An 18,506-nucleotide genomic window follows, 5' to 3' on the forward strand; every position below is an offset into this window, starting at 1 on the left:
ATGACCCTGGTGATGGGCGTGGACTCGTCCACGCAGTCGTGCAAGGTCCTCATCGTCGATGCGGAATCCGGATCCGTCGTGCGCAGCGGGCGCGCGGCGCATCCGGAGGGCACCGCGGTCGATCCCGAGGCCTGGTGGCGCGCGCTGAACGCGGCGATCGCCGCGGCCGGAGGGATGGACGACGTCGCGGCGTGGTCGATCGGCGGGCAGCAGCACGGCATGGTGGCGCTGGACGGATCCGGATCCGTGATCCGCGACGCCCTGCTGTGGAACGACACCCGCTCGGCCGCCGCCGCGACCGACCTGATCGGCGAGTTCGGCGCCTCCGCGCTGGCGGCACGCACCGGGCTCGTGCCCGTGGCCTCGTTCACGATCACCAAGCTGCGCTGGCTGCGCGATGCGGAGCCGGAGAACGCGGCCCGGGTCGCCGCCGTCGCGCTCCCGCACGACTGGCTGACATGGCGGCTGCGCGGCTTCGGCCCGGAGGATCCGGCGCTCGAGGAGCTCGTGACCGACCGCTCGGACGCCTCCGGGACCGGCTACTGGAATCCGGCGACGGGAAAGTACGACCGCGAGCTGCTCCTCGCCGCCCTCGGCCACGACGCGATCCTGCCGCGGGTGCTCGGCCCGACCGAGGCGGTCGCGGATCCGGCCGGGCGTCGTGTCGCGCCGGGTGCCGGAGACAATGCCGCTGCGGCCCTGGGCCTCGGCGCCACCCCGGGCGAGGTCGTGGTGTCGATCGGGACCTCGGGCACGGTGTGCGCGATCAGCCGCTCGGCCGTCTTCGATGAGACGGGCACGGTGGCGGGCTTCGCCGATGCGACCGGGCAGTACCTGCCGCTGGTGGCGACGTTGAACGCCGCGCGCGTACTCGATGTCACGGCCGCCCTGCTCGGGGTCACGCACGACGAGTTGAGCGACCTCGCCCTGCATGCTCCTTCCGGGGCGGACGGGCTCACCCTGCTGCCCTACTTCGAGGGAGAGCGCACCCCGAACCTGCCCGATGCGACCGCATCGCTGACGGGCATGACTCTCGCCTCCACGACGCGCCCGCACCTCGCTCGCGCGGCGGTCGAGGGCATGCTGCGCGGCCTGGGCGCCGGACTCGACGCGCTGCGGGCGCTCGGGATCCCCCTGGATCGCGCCCTGCTCATCGGCGGCGGCGCGCAGTCGGAGGCGGTGCGCCGGATCGCCCCGGAGATCCTCGGCCTCCCGGTCGACGTGCCGGCACCGGACGAATACGTCGCCCGCGGCGCCGCCCGCCAGGCCGCCTGGGCGCTGACGCGGTCTCTCCCGGAATGGCGAGCGCCCCGGGACTGAGGCGGGCCCGCATCCTCTGTTCAGGTGAGCGGTCCGCGGGAGAGGATCTGGCACCAGGATCCGGATCCTGGCCGGCACCCGGGATCGGTCAGACGGCGATGTGCCGCTCAGGGACGCCGTCGTAGGCGGAGAGCGGGCGGATCAGGGCGTTCGAGGCGGCCTGCTCCATGATGTGCGCGGTCCAGCCCGTGACCCGCGACGCCACGAACAGCGGCGTGAAGGTGAGCGTGTCGAATCCGATCAGGTTGTAGGCCGGGCCGGAGGGGTAGTCGAGGTTCGGGTAGATGCCCTTACGCGCCACGAACTCGTCGGAGAGCCGGGTGTACAGCGCCAGCACCTCGGGCCGGTCGTAGTGCTCGACGAGCGAGTCCAGAGCGGCCTTCATCGTCGGCACGCGCGAGTCGCCGTGCTTGTACACGCGGTGCCCGAACCCCATGATCTTGCGCTTTTCGGCGAGGGCGGTGTCGAGCCACGCGTTCACGTTGGCCGCCTCGCCGATCTCGTCGAAGATGTGCAGCACGGCCTCGTTCGCGCCGCCGTGCAGCGGCCCCTTCAGCGCGCCGATCGCACCGACGACGGCGGAGTAGAGGTCGCTGAGCGTCGACGTGATCACTCGCGCCGTGAAGGTGGAGGCGTTGAAGGAGTGCTCCGCGTACAGGATCATCGAGCGGTTGAACGCGTCGACGACGACCGGATCCGGCTCGGTGCCGAAGGTCATCCAGAGGAAGTTCGCGGAGTAGTCCAGGTCGTCGCGCGGGGCGACGATGTCCTCCCCGCGGCGGCGGCGCTGCCCGTAGGCCACGATCGCCGGCAGCGCGGCGAACAGCCGGATGCTGCGCTCCAGGTTCTGCTCCGGTGTCCCGCTCGCGTCGAGCACGGATCCGGATCCGGTCGCGTCCGAGGCGCCGAGCAGGCTCGCCGCGGTGCGGATCTCGTCCATCGGGTGCGCGTCGAGCGGCACCAGATCGATCGCCGTCTTCACGTTCGCGGCGAGTGCGCGGTGCTGCCGCTCGGTCGCACGCAGCGCCGCGAGCTGGTCCGCGGTGGGCAGCTCGCCGTTCCAGAGCAGATACGCGACGGCCTCGAACGGCTGGGTCGCCGCGAGCTCCTGGACGGGGTAGCCGCGGTAGAGCAGGCTGTTCGTGTCGGGGTTGACCTTCGAGATCGCCGTCGTGTCGACGACGACGCCCGCGAGGCCCTTCCTGATGTCGGGGTCGCTCATCGTGGTGCTCCTTCGCAATTCATTTGGGGTCGTTGAGCGAGGACGAGCGAAGCGAGACCGAGACGAAACGGGGTCGCCCTGCGAGATCATCGCGTTTCGTCTCGCTCCGCTTGCTCAACGACCGGTGGTGTCGATGGTGAAGTTGAAGACGTTCGTGTCGAAGTGGTTGTAGCCCTCGTAGTCGATGAGGTCGTACAGGTCGGCCCGGTGCTGCATCTCGCCGAGCTTCGAGGTGAGACTCCCCTCGGCGTTCAGCGTATCGAGCGCACGCCCGGTCGCGCCCATCGCGATCCGCAGCATCGAGACCGGCCAGATCACGATGCTCACCCCGGCGTCCTTCAGCTGCGAAGTCGTGAACAGCTCGCTCTTGCCGAACTCGGTCATGTTCGCCAGGATCGGCACGTCGAGCTCTGCGGCCATCCGCTCGAACTCGGCGAGCGTGCGCATCGCTTCGGGGAAGACCGCGTCCGCGCCGGCGTCGACGAGCGCCTTGGCCCGGTCGACGGCGGCGTCCATGCCCTCCACGGCGCGGATGTCGGTGCGCGCCATGATCAGGAAGTTCGGATCCCGGCGGGCGTCGACCGCCGCGCGGATCCGCTGGGTCGCGGTGGACGCGTCGACCACGGCCTTGCCGTCGAGGTGCCCGCAGCGCTTGGGGTTGATCTGGTCCTCGATGTGGGTGCCGGCGAGCCCCGCGTCCTCGAGCGTCTGGATCGTGCGGGCCACGTTCATCGGCTCGCCGAAGCCGGTGTCGGCGTCGATGATCGCGGGCAACTCGGTCATCCGGGCGATCTGCTGCCCGCGCCCCGCCACCTCGGTGAGCGTGGTCAGGCCGATGTCGGGCAGGCCCAGGTCGGCCGAGAGCACGGCGCCCGAGATGTAGACCCCGTCGAAGCCCTTCCGCTCGATGAGCCGGGCGGAGAGCGGATTGAACGCCCCGGGGAAGCGCAGCAGCTCCCCCGCCGCGAGCCGCTCGCGCAGGATCCGCCGCTTCTCGGTGGCCGGCGTGGTGGCGTACAGCATCAGAACAGCCCCCTCGGGGCGGGGGCGGTGGCGAGCACACCGGGACCGGCCACGATCGACAGCTCGGCGACCTCGTCGGCCGTGAGCTCGGGGAGGCGCTGCACGAGGGCGAGGAAGCGCTCGATCTCCGCGGCCTCGAGCACGGGCTCCGCGAGGATCCGGAACTTGCGGATGTAGTCGGCACGCGCGAACGGCCGGGCGCCGAGCGGGTGCGCATCAGCCACGGCGATCTCGTCGGTCACGGTCTCGCCGTTCGTGAGGCGGATCTCGACGCGCCCGCCGAACGCCTTCTCGGCCGGGTCGATGGAGTGGTAGCGACGCGTCCACTCCGGATCCTCGGCCGTCGTGATCTTGTGCCAGAGCGCCACGGTGTCCTCGCGCTGCGCGCGTTCGGGCGCGTAGGAGTCGACATGGTGCCAGGCGCCGTCCTGCAGCGCGACCGCGAAGATGTACGGGATCGAGTGGTCCAGCGTCTCGCGGGACGCGTGCGGATCGTACTTCTGCGGGTCGTTCGCGCCGGAACCGATCACGTAATGGGTGTGGTGGCTGGTGTGGATCACGATCGACTCCACATTCGCGGGATCCGTGAGCTCCGGCCGCTCGTTGTGCAGCTTGCGGGCGAGATCGATCCAGGCCTGCGCCTGGTACTCCGCCGAGTGCTCCTTCGTGTACGTGTCGAGGATCGCGCGCTTCGATTCGCCGGTCACGGGCAGCGGCACCTCGTAGGAGGCGTCGGGGCCGTCCAGCATCCAGGCGATGACCCCGTCCTCGCCCTCGTAGATCGGGCTCGGCGAGGTCTCCCGGCGCATCGCCCGGTCGACGGCCTCGACCGCCATCTTCCCGGCGAACGCCGGCGCGTGCGCCTTCCACGTGGAGATCTCGCCCTTGCGGCTCTGCCGCGTCGCGGTGGTGGTGTGCAGGGCCTGCCCGACGGCCTGGTAGATCGTGGGGACGTCGAGACCGAGCAGCGTGCCGATGCCGGCCGCCGCAGACGGGCCGAGATGGGCGACGTGGTCGATCTTGTGCGCGTGCAGGCTGATCGCCTTCACCAGGTCGACCTGGATCTCGTAGCCCGTCGCGATGCCGCGCACGAGCGCGTGGCCGTCGGCGCCGACGTGCTGCGCCACGGCCAGGATCGGCGGGATGTTGTCGCCCGGGTGCGAGTACTCCGCGGCGAGGAACGTGTCGTGGTAGTCCAGCTCGCGCACGGCCACGCCGTTCGCCCACGCCGCCCACTCGGGGCTGGTGCGGCGCTCGAGCGCGCAGCCGAACACGGTGGATCCGGATCCGTTCACCGAGACGGGGTGGTCGAGCGCCTGCTGACGAGCGGCGCTGACGGGAGCGCGGGTGAGCGAGGCGGCGGCGACCGCGGCGTTGTCGATCATGCGGTTGATGATCATGTCGACGACGTCGGCGTCGACCTCGACCTCATCCGCGGCGATCTCGGCGATCCGCCAGGCGAGCTGCCCCTCGCGCGGGAGCTGCTCGTCGCTGCGGTGCACGCGGAGGTGATGGGTGACGGTCATGCGCGGGCCTTCTTTCCGAACGGGGGCATACCAGGGGTCGTGCGGGTGTCGTCCGGGGCTTCCGGATCCGCTGCCGCGAGCGAGTCCAGGATGCTCGCGAGCGCGTTGTGCAGGTGGACGTGGGTGGCGTGCGCGGCCAGGTCGCCGTCGCCGGATCCGATGGCCTCGGCGATGAGTCGGTGCTCCCCGGCGCTCGCGACCAGGCGCGCGGGCTTGTCGCGCGCCATCCGTCGCACCCGCACGAGGTGGGTGCGCACCGTGCGCAGCGCCGCGGTGAGGTAGTCGTTGCCGACAGCGGCGTCCAGCGCCTCGTCGAAGCGGGCGATGAGCGCGTAGTAGCGCGAGCGCCCCTCGTCGTCGTCCAGGGCCTCGGCGGCCTCGGCGAAACGCTCAGCGAAGGCCGCGAACCCGGTGCGGTCGGCGGACGTCGCCGCGGCGCGCGCCGTCGTCTCCTCGAGCGCCCGGCGCAGTGCGAACAGATCGCGGATGTCGCCGGCGTCGATCCCGGCCACGACGGTGACCCGTGGCGAGGCCTGTTCGACGAGGCCGTCGGCGGCGAGCCGGCGCAGCGCCTCGCGCAGCGGCGTGCGGCTCACTCCGAGCCGCTCCGCCTGCTCGACTTCGGCCAGCACGGTGCCCGCGGCGAGGGATCCGGACTGGATCTCCTCGAGCAGCGCGCGATACGCGAACTCCCCCGCGCGCATGCCCTCCGAGACGATGGTCATGCAATCAGTGTATACACAAACCCGATCGATCGGCGAAAGTCTCGGAATGTTCTCCTATTTCGTATACATTGAAGGTCGGAGGATGCGGCACTCCTCGTCAGCGCTCCGGCTGCGTCCGGCGCAGGACCGCGGGACGCCCCGTCACTTGCCCATGCCGAGCGTGAGACCCTCCGTGAGGCGTCGGCCCAGCCACAGGTAGATCACGAGCATGGGAAGCACCACGATGCACAAGCCGGCGAACAGCCCGCCCCAGTCGGCGCCGGAGTAGGTCTGCTGCTGGATGAAGGAGATGAGCGCGACCGGCAGGGTGTACTTGTCGGTCGACTGCAACAGCGTGAGCGCCAGCAGCGTCTCGTTCCAATGCGAGATGACCTGCAGCACGAACGCGGTCAGGATGCCGCCCTTCGCGAGCGGCAGCGTGATCCGCCAGAACGTCCCGAAGGCGGAAGTTCCGTCCAGCGCGGCGGCCTCCTCGAGCTCCTGAGGGAGGGAGCGGAAGAAGGCGATGAGCAGGAACACGGTGAACGGCATCGAGACGCCGACGTAGACGATGTTGAGACCGATCAGGCTGTCTGTGAGGTACACCTCGTTGAGCATCACGAACAGCGGGATCAGGATCACCTGCACCGGGATCCCCAACCCGAGCACGAAGTACATCGTGAGCGCGTTCGTGAAACGGTTCTCCACCCGGCCGAGGTAGTAGGCGGCCGGCGCCGCGATCGCCACCGTCACGAAGGACGAGATCAGCGTGGTGCTGACGCTGTTGAGCGTCGCGGTGGCGAAGTCGCCCGCCGTCCAGGCCGTGACGAAGTTCACGGGGTCGAGTGACGTGGGCAGGCCCCACGGGTCGCTCAGGATCGAACGGGTGTCACGGAACGCCTGGATCACCATCCAGACCATCCAGGCGATGTTCAGGGCGACGAAGGCCCACAGCAGCAACAGCCCGATCCCGCGCAGCACGCTGCGCTCGCGGCCGATCGCGGCGCGCCGGCGGCGGCGCGGCCCGTCGTATCGGCCGGTCACGACGGCGCGCGTGCTGGTCTCCTCCCGGAGCAGCGGAGCAGTGGTCATCAGAGACTCCTAGATCTCGATCGTGTCGCGCTTCATCACGCGGCGCAGCAGGACGACGAGCACGGACACCAGGGCGAGCGACAGGATCGCACTGGCGCTGGCCATGCCGTACGCCGGGATGGACTCCCCGGAGAAGGCGGTCACATACGTGTAGACGGCCGTGCTCCAGGTGCGCGTGGGCGGGATCCCCTGGCCGGTGGAGCCGCCGAAGATCCAGATGATCTCGAAGATCTTCACCGAGGAGATCGTCCACAGCACCGCGCAGGTGCCGAACACGTCCCAGGTCAGCGGCAGAATGACGTAGCGCAGTCGCTGGAACGCGTTCGCACCGGCGAGGGCGCAGTCCTCGTAGTAGTAGGGCGGGATCCGGTCGACGCCGGCCATCAGGATGGTCGTGTAGTAGCCGGTGGTGATCCAGGTGAGCATCACCATGATCAACGGGAACAGGTTCTCCGTGGCGAGCCAGGCCGGCGGGTCGGTCACGCCGGCCCACCCCAGCAGCGTGTTCACGAGCCCGCCCGGGTTCAGCACGAAGCCCGCGAGCACGCCGAAGATCATGGCGTTCACGAGATGCGGGAAGAAGATCACGGAGCGGGCGATCTTGCGGCCGACCATGTCGCGCAGCACCAGGGTGAGGCCGAACGAGACCGCGAACACGGCGATGCCGACGACGAACAGCAGCACCAGCGTGTTGCCGAAGGACTGCAGGAACAGCTTGTCTCCGAACAGCTTCACGTAGTTGCCGAAGCCGACGAACTCCATCGCGCCGGCGCCCGCCCATTTGTGAAAGCTGATCCAGATCGCGTAGACCGAGGGACCGACGAACAGCACCGAGTAGAACAGCAGGGCCGGACCCACGAAGGGGACGAAGAGCCTCTTGCGCGCGTTGTCGATGGCGTTGCCGCCGGCGCGGGATGCACGACGTGCACCCCGGCCGGCGGAGACGCCGGGCATGACTGCCGTCTGGGTCACGAGTTCTGCTTCCAGTAGTCGGCCTGCCCCGACTTCATCGCGGCGATGAAGTCGGCCGCGGACAGCTTGCCCTGCACGAGCTGATCGATGGTCGGGTAGAGCAGCTTCTCGGCGTACCCGGGGAAGGTGATCCCGTCGTTCTGCACGTAGAAGCCGTCGGCCGAGTCCAGCGCCTTCTTGACCGACGCGACCTCGGGGCTGATCGTCGCGTCCGCGCGGATGGGGAGGATCTTCGCATCCGTGCCGAGCGCATCCTGGTACTTCTTCTTCAGGAAGAACGAGGCGAATTTCTGCGCGTTCTCGGCGTTCTTCGCCTTCGCCGGCACGGCGAATCCGATGAAGTCGGCGCGCGCGACCTGCTTGCCGCCGTTGACCGTCGGGAACGGGAACGACGAGTACTGGAAGCCGCTCGCCGCGTACGAGGCCGTCTCGGTGGGGATCCAGGTGCCGTTGTACAGCAGTGCGGCCTTGTTGTCGGCCCAGGACTGCTGCTGCGCCGGCCACTTGCTCGCGTTGTAGCCGGAGATGAAGTAGCCGCCCTCCACGAGCTGCTGCACCATCTTCGCAGCCTCGACGGCGTCGGATCCCTCCCACGCCTTGCCGGTCTTGTCCTCGGCGATCTTCTTCATCGCACCCGGACCCGCGATGTGCACAAGCGCGGACGTGTACCAGTAGGCGTTGTAGCCGGACACATCCCCGTCGATCGCCAGCGGGGCCTCGTTCGCGGCCTTGAGCGTGTCGAGCTCGGCGATGAAGTCCTTCCAGTCCTTCGGCGGCGCCGAGACGAGCTCGGGGTGCGCCGCGGCGTTGAACCAGAAGGCGTCGCTGGTGAGCGTGTACGGAAGCATCCATGGCGCCTTGTCACCCTTGCGGGTGATGTCGGCGTCGGCCAGGTAGGCCTCGGGGATCAAGTCGGAGACCTTCTTGCCGTCGACGTCGCTGCCGTACGCCGCGGTCAGCTCCTTGGCCTGGCCGGTCGTCGCGAGGACGGGGGCGAGCTTGGCGAACGCGCTGTCGATGAGGTCGGGGACGTTCTTGGTGTTGAGCGTCGGGACGACCTTCTTCACGCTGTCACGGCCCTGCCACTGCACGGTGACCTTGATGCCGGTCTGCATGGTGAAGTCGGAGATCGCGGAGGCGAGCACCTTCTGCTGTGCCTCGCCCTCCTTCCACATCGACCAGTAGGTGAGCGTGCCCCCCGTACTCGACCCACCGCCCGTACCGGATGCGCATCCGGCGGCCGAGAGCGCGAGCGCGCTGACCAGGACGAGGGCTGAGAGCTTTCGGATCTTCGGCATCGGGATTCCTTCCGTCTGAGAGGCTTCGTCGCCTGCGTTGGTCGACTCTCGCGCCGAAGGAAAGGAGCATTCAAGGAGTAATCGCAAATTCATTCCTCCGATGCATCTCATGACTGCGGAGGAGCGCCCCGATTCTCTCCTCCGTGGAGAGAGGAATCACTGAATACGTCTTTATTCCTCTCTCTCCGGGGCAGAGAATCAGAGAAAGCATGGTGGAGGGATCGTGATGGCGGGAAAGCAGGCGGCAACGGTGCGCGACGCGGAATCGCGAGGGTTGAAGTTCGAGATCCTCGCCGATCAGCTGCGCCGCGGGATCCTGGCCGGCACCTGGATCACGGGCCAGAAGCTCCCGACCGAACACGAACTCGCCAAGGAGACCGGCCTGTCGCTGACGACGGTGCGAAGGGCATTCGACGAACTCGTCGCCGAGCGCATCGTGGTGCGACGTCAGGGCGCCGGCAGCTTCGTCGCCTCCGCCCGGCCGCGCGAAGGGCGCGCGCGTCGACGCATCGGCGTCCTGCTGCCGGACACCCAGCTGTACTACCCGCGAGTGCTGCAGGGCATCGACGAGTCTCTGGCGGCGGACGGCGCCACCCTGCAACTGGCGACCTATCGCACCCAGCCCGAGCGCGGAGACGAATCCCTGGCATCGCTTCTCGACGCCGGCGTCGATGGGCTCCTGATCGCACCGACGCCCGCATGGATCGCAGACTCGACCGCACGTGTTCAGGAGCTCGCGGCGCTGCCGGTCCCTGTCGTGCTCCTCGAGCGCAGCCCTCTCGACCTCGGCTCCGCGGACACGACAGAGCATGTCTGCTCGGACCACCGCGGCGGCGCCTACGATGCGGTGCGCCATCTCGCCGACCTCGGGCACCGGCGCATCGCACTCGTCACTCGGCGTCAGCACCCGGCCGAGTCGAGCGTGGAGACCGGCTACCGGCAGGCGGTGGCCGACCTCGGCCTGGCCGAGTCCCTGCAGTTCGCGCCCCCCGCCGCGGCGTGGGATCCCGATACCGCGGATTCGGCCTTCCGGCGCTTGCTGGAGTTCGAGGCGACGGCCGCGCTGGTGTTCGGCGACCGCGAGGCGACCCTGCTGGAAGGGGCCATCCAGCGCGACGGGCGGGATGTGCCGCGCGATATCGCCCTGGTCTCCTACGACGATGAGGTCGCCGACCTCGCTCCCGTTCCGCTCACCGCCGTCGCCCCACCGAAATACCGCATGGGCCGCATGGCCGCTGACGTTCTGCTTCGCCGCCTCGTGGAAGGCGACGACTGCCCTCTGCATCAGATCCGCCTGCGTCCGCGGATCGTCGTGCGTCACTCGTGCGGCGCCCGCGCGGTCCGATGACGAGCGCCCCGCCACCTGACATCACCGACCGAGGAGCTGGGAGAAGCATGCGCATCGGATTGATCGGAGCGGGAGCGGTCGCCCCGTTCCACGTCGCGGCCGCATCCGTCCTGGACGGGATCGAGCTGACCGCGGTCTGCGACATCGACGAGCAGGCGGCCCGGCGTGCGGTCGCCGGCACGGGAGCCGCCCCGTTCACCGATCATCGCCGGATGCTGGAGGCCGGCGTCGTCGACGCGGTCATCGTGAACACACCGCATGCGCTGCACCTGCCGATCGCCGACGACGCGGCGGCGGCCGGCGCGCACATGCTCGTGGAGAAGCCGATGGCCACCACCGTCGCCGATTGCGACCGCCTGATCGCGGCCGCCGATCGGGCGGGCGTGGCCCTCACGATCGGGCACATCCAGCACTTCCTGCCGGAGAAGGTCGCCGCGCAGCGCATCGTCGAATCGGGCGAACTCGGCCGAGTGCTGCTGATCCGCGACAACCGCAGCACCGATTACCGGCCCGGCTCGCGCTCCCCGTGGTTCTTCTCCCCCGGCATCGCGGGCGGAGGCGCGCTCATGAACATCGGCGGGCACTGCCTGGACCGCTCGCTCTGGCTCGGCGGCGGCCGAGCCGCCACCCTGCTCGCGAACACGGCGAACCGCTTCGGATCCGCCGTGGAGACCGACGGCGGGATGCAGCTGCGCCTCGACAACGGCGTCGGCGTCACGATCTCGGTGGTCAGCGACCCGGCGACGCTCGCGGACGCCATGACCCTTGTCTGCGAGCGCGGCGTGATCGAGGTCGATCCGCGCCGCGGCACGATCGTGCACGTCGACGGGCGCTCCCGCACGGTGTACGAGAGCGGCGACGACGACATCCAGCACGCCTTCACAGCGCAGCTGGCCGACTTCGCCGCGGTCGTCGGCGGCGCCACCCCCGCCGTCCCGCTCGCTCACGCCCGTCACGTCGTCGAGCTGGTGCTCGCCGCCTACCGCTCCGCCGCGACCGGCGCCGCGGTCTCGTTCGCCACGGAGGCCCTCGCATGACCGGATCCCGCCCCAACGTCATCGTGATCGTCAGCGACGACCAGGGTCCCTGGGCGCTCGGAGCGGCGGGGAATCACGAGATCCGCACGCCCGTGCTCGACGACCTCGCGCTCCGGGGCGTGCGCCTGGACCGCTTCTTCTGCGCATCGCCGGTGTGCTCCCCTGCGCGTGCGAGTCTGCTCACCGGGCATGTCCCTTCCACGCACGGTGTGCACGACTACCTCAGCGGACCCCCGGTCGGGCCGGACAGCCGCGACTACCTGCGGGATCTGCCGACGCTGACCGACGCCCTCGCCGATGCCGGGTACCGTCTCGGCCTCTCCGGCAAGTGGCACCTCGGGGCGAACGACGTGCCGCGTCGCGGCTTCGTGCACTGGTACGCGCTGGAGGGCGGCGGCAGCCCGTATCACGATGCCGTGATGTACCGAGACGGCGTGGCCGAGCACGTCACCGACTACCTCACCGACGTCATCGCCGACGACGCGGCCGCGTTCATCGACGCCGAACAGGATCAGGACGCGCCGTTCTTCCTCGCGATCAACTTCACCGCCCCCCACCGCCCCTTCGCCGGCCAGCATCCGGAGGAGTTCACCGCGCTGTATCTCGACTGCGCCTTCGACACCTGCCCGCAGGAGGAGCCGCACGCCTGGCTGCAGACGAAGGACGGCGCCCCGGTCGGAGGCGAGGCCGACACCCGCGAGGCGCTGATCGGCTACTTCGCCTCGGTCACCGCGATGGACGCCGCCATCGGGCGCGTCCTCGAGCGGCTGCGCATCCACGGCATCGAGGACGACACCATCGTGGTGTTCCTCAGCGACAACGGGTTCAGCTGCGGCCAGCACGGCTTCTGGGGCAAGGGGAACGGCACCTTCCCGATGAACATGTACGACGAGTCGGTCATGGTGCCGTTCATCCTCTCGGCACCCGGACGGCTGCCGGCCGGGGTCGTGCACGATCAGCTGCTCAGCGCCTATGACCTGCCTGCGACCCTGCTCGATCTGGTCGGCGAGGATCCGGCCGTGTTCGAGACCGGTCCGGGGCGCAGCTTCGCGGGCCTGCTGCGCGAGGGCGCGGCGACCGAGCCAGAGCGTCCGGTGGTCGTGCACAGCGAATACGGTCCGGCGCGGATGATCCGCACCCGCGAGCGCAAGTACGTGCACCGGGTCCCGCATGGCCCGCACGAGCTCTACGACCTCGTGCGGGATCCGCAGGAGCGCGTGAACCTGGCCGAGGATCCGGCGCACGCCGACGAGGTGGCCGAGCTGCGCCGCCTGCTGTGGGAGTGGTTCGCCGTGCACAGCAGCCGCGAGGCCGACGGCGCTGCGCTCCCGGTGATGGGCTCCGGACAGCTCCGCCCACTCGACCGCGACCCGCTGGGCGCCTTCGACGCGCCGAACTGGGACGGCGCCTGAGCGGCGGGCGCGGACCCGTATACAAACCACCTCCGGTCGGTCAGCGCCCGACCGCGATCCCGTCCCAGAGCAGCACGAGCGCATGCTCAGCGATCACCGCGGTCGGCTCGCCTTCGAGGAGTCCGCCCGCGCCGAGGGTAGCGATCCCGTGCACCGTCGCGAACGCCACCGTGGCGATGCGATGCGGATCGCCCGCCGCGATCTCGCCCGCGGCCTGGCCCTCCGCCACAAGGCCGACGGTCATCGCCATCGCCTGCCGCCCGGCCGCGATGACCTCGACCGAGGCGTCCGGCTCCCCCTTGTGCGCGAACATCAGCGCGAGCAGCGCGGGGTTCTCCTGCGCGAAGGCGAGATATCCGGCGACGAGGGCACGGATCCGCTCGCGCACCGGCTCGTCCGCGCGCTCGACGATCACTTGGAACGCGTGGGTCAGGCGGGCGAAACCCTCGATCGCGAGCGCATCCAGCAGCGCCTGGCGGTCCGCGAAGTGCTTGGCCGGAGCCGCGTGGCTCACGGCCAGCTCACGGGCGAGGGCGCGGAGCGAGAGCGCATCTGCGCCCCGATCCCGGAGCGCGCGCTCGGCGGCGGCGAGCAGTTCGGCACGGAGGTTTCCGTGGTGATAGGGCGCGGTGGTGGTCACCTCTCGACCCTATCGTGAAGTAGACGTTGACAACATATGGTGTCAGTGTCTACATTGGTCATGCCCCTCCTCCAGAACGGAATCCTCATGACCCTCGAACTCCACGGCACCACCGCACTCGTCACCGGCGCCAGCTCCGGCATCGGCGTCGAGTTCGCCCGCGCCCTCGCGGCCCGGGGATCCGACCTCGTCCTCGTCGCCCGCCGCGAGGACCGGCTCGAGGCCGTGGCCGACGAGCTCTCCGCCGCCCACGGCGTCAGCGCGACCGTGATCGCCGCCGATCTCGGCGAGCCGGGCGCCGGAGCGCGGCTGGTGGAAGAACTCGCCACGCGCGGCCTGCGGATCCACACCCTCGTCAACAACGCCGGCTTCGGCACCTACGGCCCGTTCGGGACGATCCCGCTGGCGCGCACCGCGCAGGAGATCCAGCTCAACGTCGGCACACTTGTCGAGCTCACCTCGGCCCTCATGCCGCAGCTGATCGAGGCGCGCGGGATCGTCGTGAACCTCGGCTCGACCGCCGCCTTCCAGCCCACGCCGGGGATGGCCGTCTACGGCGCGACCAAGGCCTTCGTGCTGAGCTTCACCGAGGCGCTCTGGCAGGAGGTCGAGGGAACGGGCATGCGCGTGCTCGCCGTCTGCCCCGGCAGCACCGCCAGCGAGTTCGGCGCCGTCTCCGGCACGACCGCGAGCTCCGCCGAATTCGGCGCGCGGCAGACGTCCGCCGAGATGGTCGCCGAAGCCATGCGCTCGCTCGAGCGGACCACGGCGCCCAGCATGGTCGCCGGCCGCCGCAACCGGGTGCTCGCACGCCTGGTGCGTCTGGTTCCGCGGCGCACGGCGATCGCCGTCTCGGATCGGGTCATGGGCCGGGCGCGTGTGCGCGCAGGGCAGGCGGCCTCGCACCCGGCAGGATCCGCGGCGTAACGCCGCGCGCTCGGGTTCGGCGGCCATGCCCGGGCGGCCACCTCCCCGGGGAAACCTCGTCAGACCGAGGCGACCGGATCCGGGACGCTCTCTGGCGACGAGTCGGCCGCCGGCTCGCCGAGCTTGACCAGCACGACGCCGCCGAGCACCAGCACGCCGCCGAACGCCTGCATCAGATCCGGCAGCTGGCCGAGCAGGATCCAGCCGAACAGCAGCGCAGCCACCACCTCGGCGAGCGCGACGAACGAGGCGAGCCGCGATCCCAGCATGCGGGTGGACGTGATGCCGAGCACGTACGCGAGCGCAGTGGCCAGCACGCCGATCGCGAGCACCGGGACGAACCACGGCACGCTGCCGAACCGGTAAGCAACGTCGTGCGTGTTCCACGTGATCGGCAGCACGCCGGCCAGGCCCGCGACGGTGAGGCCGAGCGCGCCGACGAGCAGCCCTCCGCCCGCGAGGGCGATCGGCGGGAGCCCCGTGTCCGCCCGCGCGGAGAGCACGAAGTACGTCGCCGCGCCGATCATGGCCGCGAGCGCCCAGCCGATGCCGGCGAGGCTCACCCGGGTGCCGCCGAGCACGTCGAGCATGAGCACGAGCCCGGCGAACGCCACCGCGGCGCCGAGCACGCTGCGCCGACTCGGACGCTCACCCCGGCGCAGCCACAGCCACAGCACCACGGCGATGGGTGCGGTGTACTCGATCAGCAGCGCCATCCCGACGTCCATCACGGCGACGGCCTGGAAGTAGCAGAACTGCGTCGCGGCGACCGCGAGCAGCCCGTAGACGGCGATCATCCCGGCGTTCTTCCAGACGAGATGCCAGCGGCCGCGGAGCGCGAGGATCGTCGGCACGAGCAGCACCAGGGCGGCGACCCAGACCCGCGCCGTCACCGCGGCGCCGGGGCTCCAGCCGGCGTCCATCAGCCCGCGCGCCCAGCCGCCCGACATCCCGAACGAGAAGGCGGCGCCGATCGCCAGGGGAAGGCCCAGCCGCATGCCCCGCGTGCGAACGTCATCGGCAACACCACCCATGACAAGTGACGCTACCCCGGGCGGATGTAAGCTGTCAACATGATCTTTGCCGATGACACCGAGGAGGCTCTGCGCGCCGCGGTCTGGCTCGCGAACTCCGCCGAGGATCCGGATGCCCTGCGCACGATCGACGACGAGGCCGGGTTCCTCACCGCTTTCCACTACACCGGCCGCATCGATCGCGACGAGGCCGAGCGCACGGCTCTGCGTGCCCTCCGACCCCGGCTGCGCGCGATGCTCCTCGCCCCGCGCGACGACATGGCCGCCGCCGTCACCGACGCCCTCTCCGAGATCCGGCTCACGCCGCACCTCGTCCGCCATGACGGAGCGGACTGGCACCTGCACGCGGTCGCGGATGACCGCCCGCTCGCCGAACGCGTGCTCGTCGAGACGGCGATGGCGCTCATCGACGTGGTGCGCGCCGACGAGGGATCCCGCATCTCCGTCTGCGCCGACGAGACCTGTCAGTCCGTCGCGCTGGACCTGTCCCGCAACCGCTCCAAGCGCTACTGCTCGACCGTGTGCGCGAACCGCAACGCGGTGGCGGCGTATCGCGCCCGCCGCGCGGGAGGCTGACCGACGGATCGAGGCCCGACCGGCCAGCCGCACACCGGCCGCCGGTGCCCTCAGCCCGGAATCAGCCCCTCTGCGGCGAGCTCCTGCCACAGCTCGGCGGGGATCTCCACCGCGGCCAGCTCGGCGTTCTGCCGCACCTGCTCCGGGCGGCTGCCGCCCAGGACGACCGATTCGACGACCGGAGACTGCAGCGGGAACTGGATCGCGGCGGCCGGCAGCGGCACATCGTGCGCGCGGCAGACGTCGGCGATCCGCGCCAGGCGATCCCACAGCGCGTCGGGCAGGGCGCCGTACTCGTACCGCCCGTCGCGGCGCGGTTCGCTCTGCGCCAGCAGACCGGAGTTGAAGACCGACGCGGCGACGATGCCCGTGCCGCGCTCGGCGCACGCCGGGATGACCTCGACGGACGCCGACTGCTCGAGCAGCGTGTAGCGGCCGGCGACCATGATCGTGTCGAGCGCGGCGCCGCGGACGGCCACGGCGAGGGCGTCGGACGTCATGGATCCGATCCCGATCCGTCCGACCTGTCCCTCGGCACGCAGCGCCTCGAGCGCCGGGAACGCCTCCGCGAGCGCGAGGTCGAGATCGTGCCGCTCCGGGTCGTGCAGGTAGAGGATGTCGATGCGCTCGATGCCGAGGCGCTCGCGCGATTCGTCGAGGCTGGCGCGGATCCCGTCGGCCGAGAAGTCCCACACCCGGCGCAGGTCGTCCGGGGCGTAGAAGTCGTTGTCGGTGTCGAGCCCGCCCGCGATGTGGTCCGGGTTCGGGCGCAGCAGCCGCCCGACCTTGGTGGAGAGCACGTATTCGTCGCGCGGCTTCGTCTGCAGGAACGCGCCGAGGCGGCGCTCGGAGAGTCCGACGCCGTAGTGCGGCGCGGTGTCGTAGAAGCGGATCCCGCTCTCCCATGCGGCGTCGAGCACTGCCCAGGCCTGCTCGTCATCGAGGGCGCGGAACAGGTTGCCGACGTTGGCGGCGCCGTACCCGAGGGACGGGATCGCCGGCTTCTGCTCCGTCACGCCCTGCTCAGACATGCGCGTCCGCGCCCTTCCGCTCGGCCGACCACGCGTAGTCGTCGCGGCTCGCGGCCTTCATCTCCATGCCGTTGCCGGGAGCGGTGGGGGCCAGGTACGAGCCGCCGCGGATCTCCGTGGGCACCACGAAGTGCTCATGCAGGTGGTCGACGTACTCGATCATGCGCCCCTCGCGGCTGCCTGAGACGGCCACGAAGTCGAACATGGACAGGTGCTGCACGGCCTCGCAGAGCCCCACGCCTCCCGCGTGCGGGCAGACCGGAACGCCGAACTTCGCGGCCAGCAGCAGGTTCGCGATGTTCTCGTTCACGCCGGCGACGCGCACGGCGTCGATCTGCATGACCTGGATCGCCTCGGCCTGCAGCAGCTGCTTGAAGATCACCCGGTTCTGGGCGTGCTCGCCGGTCGCCACCCGGATCGGGGCGACCCCGCGGGCGATCTCGGCGTGGCCGAGCACGTCGTCGGGACTGGTCGGCTCCTCGATCCAGGCCGGACTGAACTCGGCGAGCGCGTTCACCCAGGCGATGGCCTCGGAGACCTCCCAGCGCTGGTTCGCGTCGATCGCGATCGGGAAGTCCGGTCCGCACACCTCGCGGGCCTTGCGGAACCGGCGGATGTCGTCGTCGAGGTCGGCGCCGACCTTGAGCTTGATCTGGGTGAAGCCGTTGGCCATGGCCTCGCGGGCCAGGCGCTCGAGCTTCTCGTCCGAGTAGCCGAGCCAGCCGGGGCTGGTGGTGTAGCCGGGGTAGCCGGTGGCGAGCAGCTCGGCTTCGCGCTCGGAGCGCCCGGCGACGCCGGCCTGCAGGATCTCCCGCGCGTCCTCGCGGGTGAGGGCGTTGGTCAGGTAGCGGAAGTCGACGAGATCGACGATCTCCTCGGGCGTCATCCGGGCGAGGAGCTGCCAGAGCGGGAGCCCGGCGCGCTTGGCCTTGATGTCCCACAGCGCGTTGATCACCGCGCCGATCGCCATGTGCATGACGCCCTTCTCCGGGCCGAGCCAGCGCAGCTGCGAGTCGCCGATGATCTCGCGGAATGTGCCGCCCATGTCGTCGAGCAGCGGCTCCAGCTCGCGGCCGACGAGATGCCCGGCGAGCGCGTCGATGCCGGCCACCTGCACGTCGTTGCCGCGGCCGATCGTGAACACGAACGCGTGCCCGGCGATCCCGTCCTCCGCATCGGTGCGCACGATCACGTACGCGGCGGAGTAGTCGGGGTCGGGGTTCATCGCGTCAGAGCCGTCGAGGCTGAGCGAGGTGGGGAAGCGGATGTCGCTGGTCTCCAGCGCGACGATGCGGCTCACGGGTCTCCTGTTCTGGGCCGATGCCGCACGGCTCAGAAAGAACC

General features: G+C 70.3%; 17 protein-coding genes. 6 read left to right on the plus strand and 11 right to left on the minus strand.

What is annotated here, in order from left to right; all coding sequences use genetic code 11:
- The gene (gene xylB, locus ABD882_RS13820) at positions 1-1,320 is read left to right on the plus strand and encodes a xylulokinase (protein ID WP_345187878.1); all 1,320 of its coding nucleotides are present in this window, start codon (positions 1-3) and stop codon (positions 1,318-1,320) included.
- Positions 1,321-1,408: 88 nt separating this feature from the next.
- On the opposite strand, the gene ABD882_RS13825 is transcribed toward xylB, so the two are convergent.
- The 7 genes from ABD882_RS13825 to ABD882_RS13855 form a co-directional block, all read right to left on the minus strand.
- Entirely contained in the window at positions 1,409-2,542 is a 1,134-nt protein-coding gene (locus tag ABD882_RS13825) for a bifunctional 2-methylcitrate synthase/citrate synthase (RefSeq protein WP_345187879.1), read from the minus strand.
- A 114-nt stretch (positions 2,543-2,656) separates the two neighbouring features.
- A complete protein-coding gene (prpB, locus tag ABD882_RS13830) occupies positions 2,657-3,565 on the minus strand; it encodes a methylisocitrate lyase (protein ID WP_345187881.1) in 909 nt (302 codons plus the stop codon).
- A complete protein-coding gene (locus tag ABD882_RS13835) occupies positions 3,565-5,091 on the minus strand; it encodes an MmgE/PrpD family protein (RefSeq protein WP_345187883.1) in 1,527 nt (508 codons plus the stop codon). The genes prpB and ABD882_RS13835 overlap by 1 nt, the downstream gene beginning before the upstream one ends.
- A complete protein-coding gene (locus ABD882_RS13840; protein WP_345188016.1) occupies positions 5,088-5,795 on the minus strand; it encodes a GntR family transcriptional regulator in 708 nt (235 codons plus the stop codon). The genes ABD882_RS13835 and ABD882_RS13840 overlap by 4 nt, the downstream gene beginning before the upstream one ends.
- Positions 5,796-5,957: 162 nt before the next feature.
- Positions 5,958-6,887 (minus strand): carbohydrate ABC transporter permease, encoded by a 930-nt coding sequence (locus ABD882_RS13845; RefSeq protein WP_345187885.1) that lies wholly within the window; start codon positions 6,885-6,887, stop codon positions 5,958-5,960.
- Positions 6,888-6,896: 9 nt separating this feature from the next.
- Positions 6,897-7,859, minus strand: coding sequence for a carbohydrate ABC transporter permease (locus tag ABD882_RS13850; protein ID WP_345187886.1), 963 nt, complete (start codon positions 7,857-7,859; stop codon positions 6,897-6,899).
- A complete protein-coding gene (locus ABD882_RS13855; RefSeq protein ID WP_345187887.1) occupies positions 7,856-9,157 on the minus strand; it encodes an ABC transporter substrate-binding protein in 1,302 nt (433 codons plus the stop codon). The genes ABD882_RS13850 and ABD882_RS13855 overlap by 4 nt, the downstream gene beginning before the upstream one ends.
- Before the next feature lie 226 nt (positions 9,158-9,383).
- Between ABD882_RS13855 and ABD882_RS13860 the strand changes: the two genes are divergently transcribed.
- The 3 genes from ABD882_RS13860 to ABD882_RS13870 are packed head-to-tail and all read left to right on the plus strand — an operon-like array spanning position 9,384 to position 12,954.
- Positions 9,384-10,505 (plus strand): LacI family DNA-binding transcriptional regulator, encoded by a 1,122-nt coding sequence (locus tag ABD882_RS13860; RefSeq protein WP_345187890.1) that lies wholly within the window; start codon positions 9,384-9,386, stop codon positions 10,503-10,505.
- A gap of 47 nt (positions 10,506-10,552) precedes the next feature.
- Positions 10,553-11,542: a Gfo/Idh/MocA family protein gene (locus tag ABD882_RS13865; protein ID WP_345187891.1), complete on the plus strand. Its 990-nt coding sequence runs from the start codon at positions 10,553-10,555 to the stop codon at positions 11,540-11,542.
- The gene (locus tag ABD882_RS13870) at positions 11,539-12,954 is read left to right on the plus strand and encodes a sulfatase-like hydrolase/transferase (RefSeq protein ID WP_345187893.1); all 1,416 of its coding nucleotides are present in this window, start codon (positions 11,539-11,541) and stop codon (positions 12,952-12,954) included. Before ABD882_RS13865 ends, ABD882_RS13870 begins: the two co-directional genes overlap by 4 nt.
- A gap of 40 nt (positions 12,955-12,994) precedes the next feature.
- Here the strand turns inward: ABD882_RS13870 and ABD882_RS13875 are convergent, their stop codons facing one another.
- Entirely contained in the window at positions 12,995-13,594 is a 600-nt protein-coding gene (locus ABD882_RS13875; RefSeq protein WP_345187894.1) for a TetR/AcrR family transcriptional regulator, read from the minus strand.
- A gap of 87 nt (positions 13,595-13,681) precedes the next feature.
- On the opposite strand from ABD882_RS13875, the gene ABD882_RS13880 reads away from it, so the two are divergent.
- The gene (locus ABD882_RS13880) at positions 13,682-14,521 is read left to right on the plus strand and encodes an SDR family NAD(P)-dependent oxidoreductase (RefSeq protein WP_345187896.1); all 840 of its coding nucleotides are present in this window, start codon (positions 13,682-13,684) and stop codon (positions 14,519-14,521) included.
- Positions 14,522-14,580: 59 nt separating this feature from the next.
- Here the strand turns inward: ABD882_RS13880 and ABD882_RS13885 are convergent, their stop codons facing one another.
- Positions 14,581-15,555, minus strand: coding sequence for an EamA family transporter (locus ABD882_RS13885; RefSeq protein ID WP_345187897.1), 975 nt, complete (start codon positions 15,553-15,555; stop codon positions 14,581-14,583).
- A 39-nt stretch (positions 15,556-15,594) separates the two neighbouring features.
- On the opposite strand from ABD882_RS13885, the gene ABD882_RS13890 reads away from it, so the two are divergent.
- Positions 15,595-16,131: a CGNR zinc finger domain-containing protein gene (locus tag ABD882_RS13890; RefSeq protein ID WP_345187898.1), complete on the plus strand. Its 537-nt coding sequence runs from the start codon at positions 15,595-15,597 to the stop codon at positions 16,129-16,131.
- A gap of 50 nt (positions 16,132-16,181) precedes the next feature.
- Here the strand turns inward: ABD882_RS13890 and ABD882_RS13895 are convergent, their stop codons facing one another.
- Both ABD882_RS13895 and ABD882_RS13900 read right to left on the minus strand, forming a co-directional pair.
- Positions 16,182-17,162 (minus strand): aldo/keto reductase, encoded by a 981-nt coding sequence (locus ABD882_RS13895; RefSeq protein ID WP_345187900.1) that lies wholly within the window; start codon positions 17,160-17,162, stop codon positions 16,182-16,184.
- Positions 17,155-18,462 (minus strand): L-fuconate dehydratase, encoded by a 1,308-nt coding sequence (locus ABD882_RS13900; RefSeq protein ID WP_345187901.1) that lies wholly within the window; start codon positions 18,460-18,462, stop codon positions 17,155-17,157. Before ABD882_RS13900 ends, ABD882_RS13895 begins: the two co-directional genes overlap by 8 nt.
- Between the last annotated feature and the right edge of the window lie 44 nt (positions 18,463-18,506).

The sequence above is a fragment of the Microbacterium panaciterrae genome, from assembly GCF_039541635.1.
Classification (GTDB): Bacteria; Actinomycetota; Actinomycetes; order Actinomycetales; family Microbacteriaceae; genus Microbacterium; species Microbacterium panaciterrae.